Annotated in this window: 14 protein-coding genes; all 14 read right to left on the reverse strand. The window is 50.9% G+C overall.

What is annotated here, in order from left to right; genetic code table 11:
• Positions 1–86 precede the first annotated feature (86 nt).
• Positions 87–824 (reverse strand): HAD family hydrolase, encoded by a 738-nt coding sequence (locus tag BLT02_RS08885; protein ID WP_175453758.1) that lies wholly within the window; start codon positions 822–824, stop codon positions 87–89.
• Positions 825–962: 138 nt separating this feature from the next.
• On the reverse strand, positions 963–1,484 hold the full coding sequence (locus tag BLT02_RS08890) for a mannose-1-phosphate guanylyltransferase (RefSeq protein ID WP_242869749.1): 522 nt from the start codon (positions 1,482–1,484) through the stop codon (positions 963–965).
• Positions 1,485–1,651: 167 nt separating this feature from the next.
• Complete coding sequence (locus BLT02_RS08900) at positions 1,652–1,834, reverse strand: hypothetical protein (RefSeq protein ID WP_092993987.1); 183 nt, start codon at positions 1,832–1,834, stop codon at positions 1,652–1,654.
• A 300-nt stretch (positions 1,835–2,134) separates the two neighbouring features.
• Positions 2,135–3,661: a lysine--tRNA ligase gene (lysS, locus tag BLT02_RS08905; protein WP_092993990.1), complete on the reverse strand. Its 1,527-nt coding sequence runs from the start codon at positions 3,659–3,661 to the stop codon at positions 2,135–2,137.
• Between the two features lie 168 nt (positions 3,662–3,829).
• Positions 3,830–4,300, reverse strand: coding sequence for a transcription elongation factor GreA (greA, locus tag BLT02_RS08910; protein ID WP_092993993.1), 471 nt, complete (start codon positions 4,298–4,300; stop codon positions 3,830–3,832).
• Between the two features lie 176 nt (positions 4,301–4,476).
• A complete protein-coding gene (gene dusB, locus BLT02_RS08915) occupies positions 4,477–5,466 on the reverse strand; it encodes a tRNA dihydrouridine synthase DusB (protein ID WP_242869750.1) in 990 nt (329 codons plus the stop codon).
• A 109-nt stretch (positions 5,467–5,575) separates the two neighbouring features.
• Positions 5,576–5,983, reverse strand: a complete 408-nt coding sequence (locus BLT02_RS08920) for a DUF6145 family protein (RefSeq protein ID WP_092993996.1) — start codon at positions 5,981–5,983, stop codon at positions 5,576–5,578.
• Between the two features lie 191 nt (positions 5,984–6,174).
• Complete coding sequence (locus BLT02_RS08925) at positions 6,175–7,272, reverse strand: biotin--[acetyl-CoA-carboxylase] ligase (RefSeq protein ID WP_092993999.1); 1,098 nt, start codon at positions 7,270–7,272, stop codon at positions 6,175–6,177.
• A 13-nt stretch (positions 7,273–7,285) separates the two neighbouring features.
• On the reverse strand, positions 7,286–8,275 hold the full coding sequence (gene argF, locus BLT02_RS08930; RefSeq protein WP_092994002.1) for an ornithine carbamoyltransferase: 990 nt from the start codon (positions 8,273–8,275) through the stop codon (positions 7,286–7,288).
• Positions 8,276–8,426: 151 nt separating this feature from the next.
• Complete coding sequence (locus BLT02_RS08935; protein WP_242869751.1) at positions 8,427–9,125, reverse strand: vWA domain-containing protein; 699 nt, start codon at positions 9,123–9,125, stop codon at positions 8,427–8,429.
• 477 nt (positions 9,126–9,602) lie between these two features.
• A complete protein-coding gene (locus BLT02_RS08940; RefSeq protein ID WP_092994005.1) occupies positions 9,603–10,946 on the reverse strand; it encodes a macro domain-containing protein in 1,344 nt (447 codons plus the stop codon).
• 278 nt (positions 10,947–11,224) lie between these two features.
• On the reverse strand, positions 11,225–12,097 hold the full coding sequence (locus BLT02_RS08945; RefSeq protein WP_092994008.1) for a carbohydrate ABC transporter permease: 873 nt from the start codon (positions 12,095–12,097) through the stop codon (positions 11,225–11,227).
• 131 nt (positions 12,098–12,228) lie between these two features.
• Entirely contained in the window at positions 12,229–13,161 is a 933-nt protein-coding gene (locus BLT02_RS08950) for a carbohydrate ABC transporter permease (protein ID WP_092994011.1), read from the reverse strand.
• A gap of 235 nt (positions 13,162–13,396) precedes the next feature.
• Positions 13,397–14,794 carry an extracellular solute-binding protein gene (locus tag BLT02_RS08955; RefSeq protein WP_092994171.1) on the reverse strand — a complete coding sequence of 466 codons (1,398 nt, stop codon included), beginning with the start codon at positions 14,792–14,794 and terminating at the stop codon, positions 13,397–13,399.
• Positions 14,795–14,868: the final 74 nt, after the last annotated feature.

The raw sequence follows: 14,868 nt of genomic DNA on the forward strand, positions 1-14,868 counted from the left end.
TAGAGTGTCTCAAGGATAGTGCCTGAAGGAGGTCGGAAAGAAGTTTTCTCCATTTCCCAACCGCCTGTCAGCGGCATCAAATCCTGTCAACAGTCCTTCAGCAGTTCCTCAAGTGACACGATCTCCCGGCAGCTTTCCGGCAGGGAGAAGCCTCGGGGAGGAGACTGCCAGCTGTGGATATATCGGCTTTTCATGCCGACGGAGTCAGCTCCACGGATATCTGCGTATGGGTCGTTGCCGACCATCAGCACATCGGAACCGGAGAGACCCGCTTTTTCAAGAGCCGCATGGAAAAAGGCAGGAGCGGGCTTTTTTACACCGAAGTCGGAGGAAAGGAAAATCCCGTCAAATACTCCGTCGAGAAGGCCAAGACGTCGAAGTTCCGGCATGGTAAAGCAGCTTTGTGCGTTGGACAACAGATACAGATGAGCCCCGCGCCGGCGCAGTCCCTCCAGCGTATTTTTTACTCCTTCCATCAGCTGCGGCGGACGGCAGAAGGACAACGCTCGAAACAACCGTGCAGTATCCTCCACTTGTGTTGCGGAGACAGTAATACCCTTTTCCTCAAACAAGCGGCGGAAGACGATGCGCAGTTCAATCTCTACGCTATCTTTTCCAAGCTCCGGACATGCCTCAGCAAAAACTGTAGTCTCATCCGCGCAAAGGGCAAAATAACGTTCCCGAATCTCTTCGAGCGTGTAGGATGCACCACAGAGTGAGTAAAATTCCGCCAGGTCGCGCCACAGCGAGGGCTTCTGTTCGTCTGTCCGGATATCGACGAGCGTGCCATAGAGATCAAAGAAATAATTCTTATACATGGGCATATGCATTGGAAACCTCCCTCGATAAATGTTTTACGCTACCCGGAATTCCGTCCCCAGTCAAAGCATAGCCATTTTGCTTCCTGCCAACATCCAGTCTACTTCCTGAGTTTCAACGAAGATACTGCTAATTTTCTCTTATCAGATATTTTCTTTCTTGGAAGCAATGTTTTTCCCATTCAACACTCCGTTTATTCGCTCTACAGGAAACACATCTTTAATACTCTCAATTCTGTACCTGCTCTTCGGCAACTCCTTCATTCCGGTTATTGACAGGTACAGATTAACAGCCTTTTTATCAATTGTGATGATGCCTCCGCCGGCCCAGTGCCTGTCTTCTCCGTTTTTCTTAACTCCGGAAATCCAGTATTCTTCCTGAGATTCGACGTCTATATAATTGCTGTACTCCCCACTGTGTCTTATGAAAGCATGATTATTAAAATAGACCATTCTTCCAGAATGGGATTCTCTTACAAAACCGATCCAAGCAGGCCCATTGTCATTCCATCCTGTTTTCAGTTCAATATATTTGAGTTGCTTTTGCCTGTCTCTTTTATTATTCATTGCTATTACACTCTCCTGGAAAGTCCCCCGAAGCTGTGTTTGTTTTACACCATCCGAAATTCCGCCCCCTGCCAAAGGCCAACAAATAGTGTCATACAAAGTGCCGTCTCCCGGATATTAAAGCATAATTGTTCGAAGTAGTATCCATCACCCTGTCTAATACAATAATATCATAATTATTCCATTTGCGAGGACTATCCCATTTACTCTTCATCTTCTTTTTGCCCTTCTTATCCCGCTTTGGGAATTCCAGGGAGTATTCGGGCTTACCATACATGCTCCTCCAACATCTCATCAATTGCCATGCTGACCCTGGGATCCGATTTTTTCTCTTCTCTGATGCTGAGAACTGCCGTCAAAGGATCGACTGCATCTCCATTCCCGAAAAGAATCTGATATCCAAGTTCCTGTATGATACACGCAGGATCTTCTCCGTCAGGCACAAGCATATTATCAAAAATCCCTGCGGCAGACAGATCCTTTTTGGTAATCGCATATACTGGAAATGCTCCGTCATCATTTACTCCACCCCTTTCAAATAATCTTTTTTGAATTGCAACTCATTTTAAGTTCCAATTCAAATTATTCTGCCTGTGACACAAAAAAAGACATTCCCAAAGAATTTCTCTTTAGGAATGCCTTTTCTTATTAAAACAATCTTTTACAAATGCAACAATCTCGAAAAATCTGTTGCACTCGTGTTGCACTTTAAGAGCAAAAAAGCCTTAGAATCCGCGTAGTTATGCGGTTTACTGTTTCTTCCTTCTCATTGTCGGGAACAGCAGGACATCCCTGATGGCTGCGCTGTCGGTGAGGAGCATGGTGAGGCGGTCGATGCCATAGCCGATGCCGCCAGTGGGGGGCATGCCGATCTCCATAGCGTAGAGAAAGTCCTCGTCGGTGTGCTGGGCTTCTTCGTCGCCCTGCTCGGCCAGGGCATCCTGGGCGGCAAAGCGCTCGCGCTGGTCGATGGGATCATTGAGCTCGGAATAGGCGTTGCACATCTCCCAGCCATTGATGTAGAGTTCGAAGCGCTCGACCTTGGTCGGATCATCGGGCTTTTTCTTGGTCAGGGGGCTGATCTCGATGGGATGGTCCATGATGAAGGTGGGCTGAATCATCTTGTCTTCACAGAACTCGTCGAAGAAGAGGTTGACGATGTCACCCTTCTTGTGGCGGGCCTCATATTCGATGTGGCGCTCGTCAGCGAGCTTTTTAGCCTCTTCGTCAGTGGTGACCTTGTCGAAATCGATGCCTGTCTCTTCCTTGATGGCGTCGACCATGGTCAGGCGGCGGAAAGGCTTGCCCAGGTCGATCTCAGTGCCGTTGTATGTAATGGTGGTAGAGCCGCAGACCTCCTGGGCCAGAAAGCGGTACATGTCCTCGGTCAGGTCCATCATGCCGTGGTAGTCGGTATAGGCCTGGTAGAGCTCCATGAGAGTGAACTCGGGGTTGTGGCGTGTGTCAAGGCCTTCATTGCGGAAGACGCGACCAATCTCATAGACGCGCTCAAGGCCTCCGATGATGAGGCGCTTGAGGTAGAGCTCCAGAGAGATACGGAGCTTGAAATCCTCGTCCAGGGCATTGAAGTGAGTCTCGAAGGGGCGGGCTGCCGCGCCGCCGGCATTGGAGACCAACATGGGAGTCTCGACCTCCATGAAGTCGCGTTCCGCGAGGAAGCGGCGGATGCCGGCTATGATCTTTGAACGCTTAATGAAGACGTCGCGAGAGGTGTCGCTCATGATCAGGTCAACATAACGCTGACGATATCGGGTGTCGGTGTCTTCCAGGCCGTGATATTTCTCCGGCAGGGGAGTCAGGGACTTGGAGAGAAGGGTCAGCTCTTTGGCATGGACGGAAATCTCACCGGTCTTGGTCTTAAAGACGAAGCCCTTGACACCGAGAATGTCGCCGATGTCCATCTTTTTGAATCCCTTGTAGGCTTCTTCACCGATCTCGTCGCGGGCGACGTAGACCTGGATGCGACCGTCGCGATCCTGGATGTTGCAGAAGGAAGCCTTGCCCATGACGCGCTTGAACATCATACGGCCGGCGATGGAGACGTCTTTGCCTTCGAATTCATCATAATTGTCGCGGATCTGGGCAGTATGATGGGTCTGGTCATATTTGACGATCACGAAGGGATCATTTCCGGCTGCCTGGAGCTCCGCCAGCTTCTCGCGGCGGACCTTTTGCAGCTGGGTTACATCCTGAGTCTTCTGCTGTCCTTTTTGCTGATTATTCTGCTGGTTCTTCTGCTGATTCTTTTCTCCCATTGTAACTCCTTTATGAGTAACTCCTTTATGTGCCGCCGTCTGCTGCTGTCCCTCTTCTGCCGGATCAGATCCGGCAGAATGTAAAGGGCTCTGGTCCTGATTCCGTGCTTGATGTGCCGGGTTTGATCTGCAGGTCAGGAAACAGCAGTAAACGGTTTTCTGTCATGTTCAGCCCTGGCTGGTCTTGCTGATTTCCAGGACTTCGTATTTGTATTCGCCATCCGGAGTCTCGACACTGACCACGTCTCCGACGGAAGCTCCGATGAGTGCCTTGCCGACAGGGGATTCGTTGGAAATCTTTCCCATCAGGCTGTTGGACTCGGTGGAGCCGACAATCCTGTAGGTCTCGACTTCTCCATCCTCCAGATCTTTGATCTTGACGGTGCAGCCGATATTGATGTGGTCGGAAGTGACATCTTCCTCTGCGACGACTTCCACGTTCTTGAGGATCTTTTCCAGTTCCTCTATCCTCGCCTCGACGTCTCTCTGCTCATCTTTGGCGGCATCGTATTCAGCGTTCTCGGACAGGTCGCCCTGCTCTCTGGCTTCCTTGATTTTCTGTGCGATTTCTTTGCGGCGCACGACCTTGAGTTCGTGCAGCTCTTCCTCATATTGTCTGAGGCCTTCATAAGTCAGAATATTTTTTTCTCTTCCATATTTTTCTCCCCGCTTTCACGATCTGATAATTATTCTAATTTACAGCGGCAAAATATTATATACAGTATCCGGGCTTTCTGTCAATTGTTTGAGTAATATTGGACACACTGCGCGCCGGGAGCTGGGATATACTGTCGGGATGCATTAGTACACTCCGTTCAGGCGTAAGGATACTCTTTTTTTAACAGCTGCTCAAGTTCCGCAAGGGTGTTGACTTTGACAACCATATTGCGGACCCGCGCTGCGGAAGGAAAACCCGCGAGGTACTTGGCGGCGTGGGCACGCATTTCGCGGATACCGATTTTTTCACCCTTGTATTCGCAGAGCATGCGGGCGTGGCGCAGGAGCATCTGGATCACCTGTCTTCTGGAAGGACGCTCCGGTACGGTCCGGTCGGTCAGCCAGGCGTTCACTTCCCGGAAGATCCAGGGGTTTCCCCTGGCGGCGCGGGCAATCATGACTGCGTCGCAGCCGGTCTCCTCCATCATCCGGAGGGCGGATGGTCCGTCCACGATATCTCCGTTTCCAATCACGGGAATGTCCAGAGCTTTCTTGACTCTGGCAATGCAGGTCCAGTCCGCTTTTCCGGAGTACATCTGGGCGCGGGTCCTCCCATGGACCGCTACGGCAGACGCGCCGCCCTGCCGGGCAGCCAGGGCGCATTCGACAGCCGTCTCGCTCCCTTCTTCAAATCCCCGCCGGATCTTGACAGTGACGGGGCGGGTAGTGCCTGAAACGGCGGCAGCGACGATCTTTTCAATCAGCTGCGGGTCTTTCATGAGGGCAGAGCCTTCTCCGTTCGCGGTGACCTTGTGCACCGGGCAGCCCATGTTGATGTCGAGAATATCAAATGCTCTGTCCTCGATCATTTCACAGGCCTGCGCGATGATCTCCGGTTCCCGTCCAAAGAGCTGCAGGGAGACCGGGGCTTCCGCGGGACTGGTTTCCATCAGGTCGGCAGTTCTTGCGTTCCGGTAAGTGATCGCTTTGGCGCTGATCATCTCCATGCAGACAAGGGCAGCGCCCTGTTCCCTGCACAGGAGGCGAAAGGGAAGGTCGGAGACACCTGCCATCGGCGCGAAAATGACCCGGCCCGGAACAGTCACTTTTCCAATCTGGAAGGGTGTGTTTCTGTTTTCTGTCATCATTTTTGTTTATCTATATTCTTGTTTATCCATATTCATGTGGAACAACAGGTGGAATACGGATAGCATCCATGCGGAATCCTGTCCTCTGCAAAGATACGGCAAAGGAAGCTCACGGTTCCTCTTCTTCGTAGTTTTCGATCAGGTCCGCGGGATTCTGGTGCAGGAAGGTCACGCGGAAATAGATGGAGAGCGCATCGAGCATTTCCCGTTTTCGCATGCGGATCTCCTTGATCAGCAGGCGGGCGCTGATCTCGTCGTACAGAAGGTCGCCCTCTTCGTGGCGGGTGTCAAATTCGATGTGTCCGAAGGGGGTAAAGGAAATCGTAAAAATGCCGCCCGCTTCTTCCGTAAAGAGCACACAGATTATATGGAGCTCTTCTTTGATATTGGTGGGAAGATTGTCGAATTTTTTGTTGAAATAATATTTTTTATCGTAGGAGTTTGCTCCGCAGATCACGATGCGGTATCTGTCCTGACCTGCGTACTCCTCTTCTATGCTGCTTTTGTCGAAATCCATTTTTTACTGTTTACCTTTGTATTGGTTCTTCTGTCCTTATATTGGTCTATTTACCCTTATCTTGGTCCAGCCGCTTTGAACAGCAGCTGCCAGTGGAACTCCGTTTTTTGCAAATGCAATGTTAAATGCGGGAAAACATATTCTTATGCGTCTCATTCTTCATTACACAAGACTCACGGGTGTGTATAGATTTACACATACCCCGCGACGCCGCGGACGGATACTTCTCCGGTGCCGACCGCACGGACCGGGCCTCCGTCATCGGGTTCTACGAGAAGCTCCCCGTGGTCGTTTATCCCGACCGCAGTGCCGGTAAAGGGTTTTTGTGGATCAAGTACATGGACTGCTCTTCCCTTGTTCACAAGGCCCTTTTCGTAGGACCCGCGCAGTCCGGAAAAATCGCCGGTCTGTGCAAAAACCTGATAGTTTTTTTCAAAAAATTTCCAGACGGCGGCCGTCAGGGCAGCCCTGTTGATCTGGTCTCCCAACGTGAGGGAAAGGGAAGTCGCGTTTTCCGCTATCTCCGGCTCGAAAGCTGTCTGGTTGACGTTGAGGCCGCTGCCGATCGTGATGGCGCTGATCTCATTGTCTTCCATGCGCATTTCTGTGAGGATCCCGCAGAGTTTCCTGTAAGGGCCTCCGTTTACAGAAGCAACGATATCATTCGGCCATTTAATACCAAAAGAGATTTTTACGGGTTCATTTATTCGTGCTTCTTCCGGCATTGCGGACGTCGTCAGGCTGGTTTCGGGGGATCCAGCCTGCGAATGCTGCAGTTCAGGCAAGGCTTCAATCGCCTGATAGACGGAAAGCGCCATGACCACTGTGAGGACAGGAGCGTTCTCAGGCCTGATGTCAGGTTTGAGCAGGATGCTCATGTAGATATTTCCGTCCTGCGGTGAGATCCAGTTCCTACCTCTGCGTCCCTTCCCTGCTGTCTGCCGGGACGCGACGGCCAGGGTGCCATGGGGATATCCCTCTGCGGCGAGAGCAAAGATGTCATCGTTGGTGGAGCCGGTCTCTTCTTTAAAGATGAGGGGGCGGCCTGCCCATTCTGTGGTCAGGTTCCTGCTGATCGTCTCATGGTTATAGACGTCCGCCTCCGCAATGGAAAGAAGGCGGTAGCCCTTATTAGTCACCGCCTCGATAGGATATCCTTCTTCCTTCAGCTTTTTTATGATCTTCCACACAGCTGTTCTGGACACCTGCAGTTCTGCGCAGAGCTCCTGCCCGGAGACATAGTTATCCGAGGCAGACAGCCGGCGCAGTATTTCCTTCTTTTTGTCCAATGCTCTGTTTTCCTTACATCAGGGTAGCAGCCATCACGGCCTTGATGGTATGCATGCGGTTCTCAGCCTCTTCAAAGACACGGGACTGCGGTCCCTCAAACACAGAATCAGCCACTTCGAGTTCATTCAGGCCGAATTTTTCATGGATCTCTCTGCCAATAGAGGTTCCGAGATCATGGAAGGCCGGCAGGCAGTGCATGAAGATGGCGTCCGGCGAGGCAGCTGCCATCAGCTGGTCTGTGACCTGGTAGGGCTTCATCTGTTCAATGCGCTCTGCCCATGCCTCCATGGGTTCGCCCATGGAAACCCAGACATCCGTGTAGAGGACGTCGGCGTCCTTTGCACCTGCGAGAGGATCTTCTTCCAGGGTGATGCTGCCGCCGGTCCCGGCCGCGATCTCGCGGCACTGCTGTACCAGTGCTTCATCCGGGAAATAGGCGCTGTTTGCACACAGGGTGATGTGCATTCCGCACTTGGCTCCGGCCACCATCCAGGAGTTAGCCATGTTGTAACGGCAGTCGCCGTAAAAGCTGAGTCTGATCCCGCTGATCCTGCCGAAATTTTCCCGGATCGTCAGCAGGTCGGCCAGCATCTGGGTAGGATGAAACTCATTCGTAAGCCCGTTCCAGACCGGGACCTTTGCGTATTTCGCGAGATCCTCGACAATTTCCTGTCCGAAGCCCCGGTATTCAATGCCGTCATACATGCCGGCGAGAACGCGGGCTGTGTCGGCGATGCTTTCCTTCTTGCCGATCTGGGATCCGCTGGGATCCAGATAGGTCGTTCCCATTCCCAGATCGTGCGCTGCGACTTCAAAAGAACAGCGGGTGCGGGTGCTGGTCTTTTCGAAGATCAGGGCGATGTTCTTTCCCTCGCAATAACGGTGGGGGATTCCCTTTTTCTTTTTTTCCTTGAGGTCTGCTGCCAGGTCCACGAGGCTGAAGATCTCCTCGGGTGTGAAGTCAAGGAGTTTCAGAAAATCTCTGTTTTTAAGATCAGTCATCGGCACTGTCCTTTCTCTTGCTGCGATGATTTACCGGCACCTGGGGAAAGCCAGAGCTTTCCCCGGCGGCGGTCAGTAACTTGATTTAGTTATCTTATCCCGAACAGGAAAAGATGTCAAATAAAGCGCGATGACTGCGTGTTTTTTACTTTTAGTGTTTATTACTTTCAGTGGTTTTGCTCTTTCCGCGCCTGAGATAATCTCTGCGGATCGGTTCCATAGCTTCGTCGCTGTCAAACATTTCATTCATCTCCCTGGCGGATCCGGCTGCGCGGGCACCGCTGATCGCGTTGCAGAGGACGGAGTAATTCAGGGCCGCGCCGGCGCTGTCATGCACCCAGTTGGCTGCCCGGCTCGCCTGGATCCCGAACCTGGCCGCCTCTTTGACTGCGTCAATATTGGCTCCCAGGAACAGAAACTCCCAGTTATATTTTTCCTTCTGCCGCTCGATCATTCTGCGCACTTTTTCATAGCTGTACCTGCGGCTGGCGTTTTCCATACCGTCTGTAGTGATGACAAAAATCGTCTTTTCGGGAACATCCTCCTCTCTGGCGTACTTGTGGACATTTCCGATATGATGGATCGCTCCTCCAACTGCGTCCAGAAGGGCTGTGCAGCCCCGCACGAAATACTGTTTGTCCGTCATATGTTCGACTTTCCCGATTGGAACGCGGTCATAGAGGACCTCGTTGATATCATCAAAGAGAATGACGGAAACATAGGCTTCTCCGTCTTCTTTTTTCTGTTTCTCAATCATGCCGTTGAATCCTCCGATCGTGTCGGCCTCCAGCCCCTGCATGGATCCGCTTCTGTCCAGGATCATTACCAGTTCTGTCAATCCTTTTTTCATGATTCTTCCTCCTTATCTTTTTGGCCTTTTCTTCTTGTATGACTTGCCGGCCTGTATGACTTGTTGATGAGAATGCAGACCGAGGAACGCGGGAACGTCTTCCGGCCTGCATCCGGATCAGTTTTTTTCTTTACAGGAACATCATAGCAATGGACACATAAAAAAAGGTCGCCCCGGAGGCGACATTTTTATTATCAAAACAGGTTTTTACTGGTACCGAAGCGGGTTTTTACTGCTGTCGAAGCAGATTTTACTGGTGCTGAAGCGGGTTTTTACTGCTGTCAAAGCAGATTATACTGGTGCTGAAGCGGGTTTTTACTGCTGTCAAAACAGGTATTTACAGTGCCGGAGAGGTGTACCTGAAGTCTGTGTCAAGTCTCACATAACTCAAATTACAAGAATACGCCGGTATTGCTTCAGGCTCCCAGCAGAGGCTGGCCGTAGTTATCAGATGCATTAGTCATGATCTCACGGCTGTCAGGCTCCCAGCAGGGGCTGGCCGTAGTCAAACAGGATCGCGTTGATGCGGATGATGTCGTAGATCCCGTTCTGGATGCAGTAGCTGATGATCAGGTCAAATTTGCTGGAACAGGACAGGGCTATGCCGGCCCGCCCCAGCAGGTCTCTGGTCTCGTCCATGTTGAGCTCCAGAGCGAGCGCCAGGGAGACAGCAGTCTGCCGCTTAGGGATGTATTCTCTGTTCGAGCGGATCTTGGAGAAAAGCCTCCTGTCGATGTTGGCCCTCTTATAGACCTGGGTGTCGTTCAATCCACGTTCATCGATCATGCGAAGCAGGCTTTCCTGAAAGGTCTCTCCCGCCTGAGAGATCACATCCTGAAGGCTTCTGGCCTGCAGACCCCCGGTAATGGACGGGCGGTATCCTTTTCTGTTTTCTGTATATGGAGAAGAAACATCCTGAAGGGATTCAGCATGTTGAAGCGGTTTCTGCAGGGAATCAGCATGAATATATGGCTCCTGCAGGGATCCGGCACGATGAAAATCTTCATCAGGGAACTCTTCTCTTTGCCCCCATGAATGCGGCGCGGACCCGCCTGTTCCATATTCGGAAGATGTTCCGGGAACTGGTCTGCCCGACTGCCTTTTGGGGAAAGAAAGTCTTTCAAAAACAGACCTGCGGCGGCGCTCCGGGCCGGCAGAATTTCCTTTCTCCCGACTGTGATAACTTGTTCCGTATTCTTCTATGTGTCTGTCATCCACATAGTTTTCATCGATATACTGTTCGACTCCGGCAGTCAGATTGGAAGACAGGTCAAAGGCTTTCCGGTCAAAGACCACCAGTGTGATGTCCATCTCTTCTTTTAATCCCGAATCTAAACCCGAATCTGATCCTGAATCTAATCCCGAATCCGAACCGCCATCCGCAGCGTCTTCCGAAGGCGCAAGGAAGGAAGAAAACTCCCCGAGGGCAATGTCCAGCGCCTTGTCTTTCGGGAAGCCATAAACACCGGTGGAGATCAATGGGAATGCGATGCTTCTGCACTCCAGCTGCCGCGCGATCAGGAGTGATTTGCGATAGCAGGAAGCCAGAAGCTCCAGCTCCCGGTGATTCCCGTCCACCCAGACCGGTCCTACTGTATGGATAATATATTTTGCGTGGAGATTAAAAGCCGGTGTCACTGCCACTTCGCCTGCAGCGATACGGCCGATCTTTTTCCGCTCACGGAGAAGCTTCCTCTTTCCAGCGGCCTGATAGATTGCCTGATCTGTTCCCCGGTCAAAGACCGGCTCCGGGTTCGCGGTATTTACGATCGCGTCCGCGTGTACTTTTATAATGTCGTTCCGAATGATTCTAAAAGGCATTTTGTTTCACTCCCAATGGTCAGGGCCGGGTGATCTGTTAATGTGACGGTACAGTGGATGAAAACAATTTTATCACGGTTTCACCGATCCTGCACCAGCATTCCATGGCTGCCCCGCTCAGATAAACCAGAGCTCAGGACAATCAAAACCTGATAAATCATAGACCAGCTAAATCAAAGAAAAACATCTCCGGCAGGACGAACAGGGCCCGCGGGGGATGTTTTTGGGAAAATTTGTTTAGAGACAGGCGGTCTCCGGTCTTCAGCAGGAGCAGTTAATTATCCTTTTACAGCGCCTGAAGTCAGTCCCGCCACGATTTTTCTGCCCATAAAAATGTAGACTATGATGACCGGCAGGATCGCCATGAAGATAAACATATAGACCTGTGCCATATCAAATTTCAGGAAATCCGCAGAGCGCAGGGTCGCGATGAGGATCGGCAGGGTCTTTTTTACGTCTGTTTTCAGGACAAGAGCAGGTACAAAGTAATTGTTCCAGCTGGCGACGAAAGAAAAGACTCCCTGTACAGCAGTAGCAGGTTTCATCAGAGGGATCACAATCTGATTAAAGGTCCGCAGTTCGCCTGCACCGTCAATGCGTGCGGATTCCAGCAGTTCTTTCGGCAGGTTGGATTCCATATACTGCTTCATGTAAAAGAAAACAGCCGGTGCGGCAATACCGGGAACGATCAGCGGGATGAAGGAATCCATCAGATCAATTTCCCGCAAAAGGCGGAGAAATCCAAGTGCAGTGACCTGGGTAGGGATCATCATAATGGCAAGGATAAAGGTGAACACTGCCTTCTTGAACCTGAAGTCATAGGCGTAGATGGCATACGCTGTCATAGCGGAGAAGTACGTACTCAGAGCCGCTGTACAAAATGCCACGAAGAAGCTGTTCAACAGTCCCTGAAGTATAGGGAGATTGCTGTTGTGGAACAGATTATAGAGGTTTTTTAGTGCATAACGGCTCGGGATCAGAGTGAAACCCTGGTTGAGTTGTGCCTTTGACCTGGTTGCATTGACAAAAAGCAGATAAAACCAGAACAGGCACAGGAGGGTGAATACGATCAGAGTGATATAGGCGATTATGCGCCTTGCGCCGACGCTCAGGCTGAAGCCTGTTTTTCTTTCCCCGTATTTTTCTGTCATTTTCGTCCTCCTTGCTGTTAAAAGAGATAAAACCAGTCCGGTCAGTTTCAATCTGTCTTCATCGCTGTGTCAGGGTATTGATCCTGAAATCGACATCATTGCTGTGTCCGGCCTTGGTCCGGGAACAGGAATCATCGCTGTGTCCGGGTGTTGACCTGGAAAACGATGAGACTCAGAATGCCTGTAATAATAAACAGGATGACGGAGAGAGCGCCGCCAAGTCCATAGTTTTTGCTGTACAGGTGCTTGTTCAGGTACATGATCAGCGTCATTGTAGTCCTGTTGGGACCGCCCTGTCCGTTGGTCAGGATCTGCGGCACGTCGAACAGCTGAAGGCCCCCGATCAGGGATGTGATCACCACATATAAAAGAATCGGTCGGAGGATAGGCAGTGTGATATGGAAAAAGATCTGGGTCGGCGTTGCGCCGTCTACTTCTGCCGCTTCGTACAGGCTCTGGTCGATTCCGAGTATTCCTGCCAGCAGCAGGATCGTTGTGTTCCCGAACCACATCAGGAAATTCATGTAGGCAACCATTGCCCGCGCGCTGAAGGTACGGGACAGAAATTTGTAGGGTGCCCGGAGAAGACCGATCTGCATCAGCATCGTATTGATCGGACCGGTTTCGGCAAACAGGGTGAAGAACAGCATTGCAAAGGCGGAAGCCATGATCAGGTTGGGCATGTAGATGACAGACTGGAAAAACTTTTTGCCCCTGAGCCGCAGGGACGGGTCCGAAAACCACGAGGCAAGAACCAGAGACACAACGATCTGGGGAACAAATCCCATGACCCACATGATCATGGTATTTTTAAAATACTGTAAAATATCTCCTGACGAAAAAAGTGTTTTAAAGTTTTTCAGACCGACAAAATTCGGTCCTACTTCCGTCAGTCCATTTCTAAAATAGTGTTCAAAAAAGCTGTTATAAATCGTTGATACGAGCGGAATCAGCTGAAACACGATAAATACGAGAAAGAAGGGAATCAGAAAATAATACCCCCAGCGATTATGTTTTAATACATTTCCGGATTTTTTATTTTCCGTGTTTTTTATATTTTTCATAATACTTCCCCGTACTTTTCTGATGATCACAATGTGTGATCCTGTGATTATGATGGGCTGTTTAGTCTGATGTGTGCCCCTGGCAATGACTGATGATGTCCAGCTGTTATTATGCTCTGTCTGGTCCGATGTGTGCCCCTTAGCGATGTAAGGGGCACACAAATGCCGGTCATACTCTGTTCAATGCGTCTTTAAAAGTAAATACCTTTTAAGGAACTTTTAAGGAATCTGAAACTCAATACTCAAGCTCAGGATATTTTTCCTTGACAGATTTGTAGAAAGCCTGGAGCGCTTCGTCATAGGTCGCGTTGCCTTCGAAGTATTCCTTCATGGACAGCTGGAAGGATTCGTTGCAGCCCTGATCATATTCGGAAATGTTGGAGAGCTGGATCTTATCGGCGCCTTCACAGAACATTGCGAGAGGATTCTGGCCTCCCAGGGGTTTGAATGCGAAGCTGTCGTCGGTTGCCGCCGCTTCCATGGCAGGTTTGTTGTTTACGAAGTCATTGTCCATCTTGACAATGTCGGTCATGACTTCTTCATTGGTTGTCATCTGTCTCATGATTTCAGCGACAAGAGTGGGGTTGTCTGTACCTGCGGCTGCGCAGATCCATGTGCCGCCCCAGTAGAAGCCCTGGGGACCTACAGTTGCGCCCCATCCGCCTGCAAATGTACGGGATCCGTCATCTTCATTGGCACCATCGTCCACATTGCCCATGGAGAAGTTGATCAGCCATGCCGGTCCGAAGTAGCAGAATACGTTCGCGTCTTTGGCAAAGCCCTTTGACCAGTCGGTGGACCAGAGATCAGCAGTCCCGGTCTCTCCTGCATCAACCTGCTCTTTGGACATATCGACCCAGGCCTTGATGTTGTCGTCGACATTGATCTTTCCGTCAACGACCCAGGGAGAGGTGACGTTGTTGGAGAATACACGGTAGGAATCATTGGTGGTGGAGGTGATCTTGTATCCTTTTTCTTTCAATAAGGCTGCTGTCTTATCGAAGGTATCCCAGTCCGCAACTGCCTTCTGGACTTCATCGGGATCATCGGAGCCGAGAACTTCCCTGGCAATATCCCTGTTGTAGATCAGGACGCCGGGGCAGCCCTGCCAGGTCAGGCCCTTCAGATTGCCGTCCGCATCTGTGACAATATCCTTTGTATACTGGTACTGATTTGCCAGCTCCTCCTCTGTAATACCGAGGTCGGAGATTGGAAGGGCAACAGGTGTGTTCACATATTTGAGCGCGTAATCTGCTTCAACGAGGAAGAGGTCTACTCTGTCATCCGCGGCTTCATCCATATTCTCCGGAAGGATTGCGTCCAGATTGTTCTGGTAAGCGTTGTCGGTGGACGGCGTCACAGTGAATGTGACTTGCACATCGCCGATCTTCCCGCCTTTTGTGGCGTCATCCTTATCGGCGGCTTCATATCCGGGCATATGGTCGCGCATTCTCCTGGCGAATTCATCATTCCAGCACTGGATGTTGAGGACCTTTCCCTCGCTGGCTTCGTCACCTGCCGCGCCGGTTGTTTCCGCAGGTTTGGTACTGCCGGCCCCGCCGGAGCTGCCGCAGGCTGCGAGAGACGCGGCAATTATGCCAGCCAATAAGATACTGATCATTCTCTTTTTCATAACTACTCCTTTCATGACAGATTTTGTTTTATCTGAATGAACCTTTGTGGTGGTGAACATGGATGAATTTCTTT

It is taken from the genome of Sarcina sp. DSM 11001 (genome assembly GCF_900101015.1).
Classification (GTDB): domain Bacteria; phylum Bacillota; class Clostridia; order Lachnospirales; family Lachnospiraceae; genus CAG-791.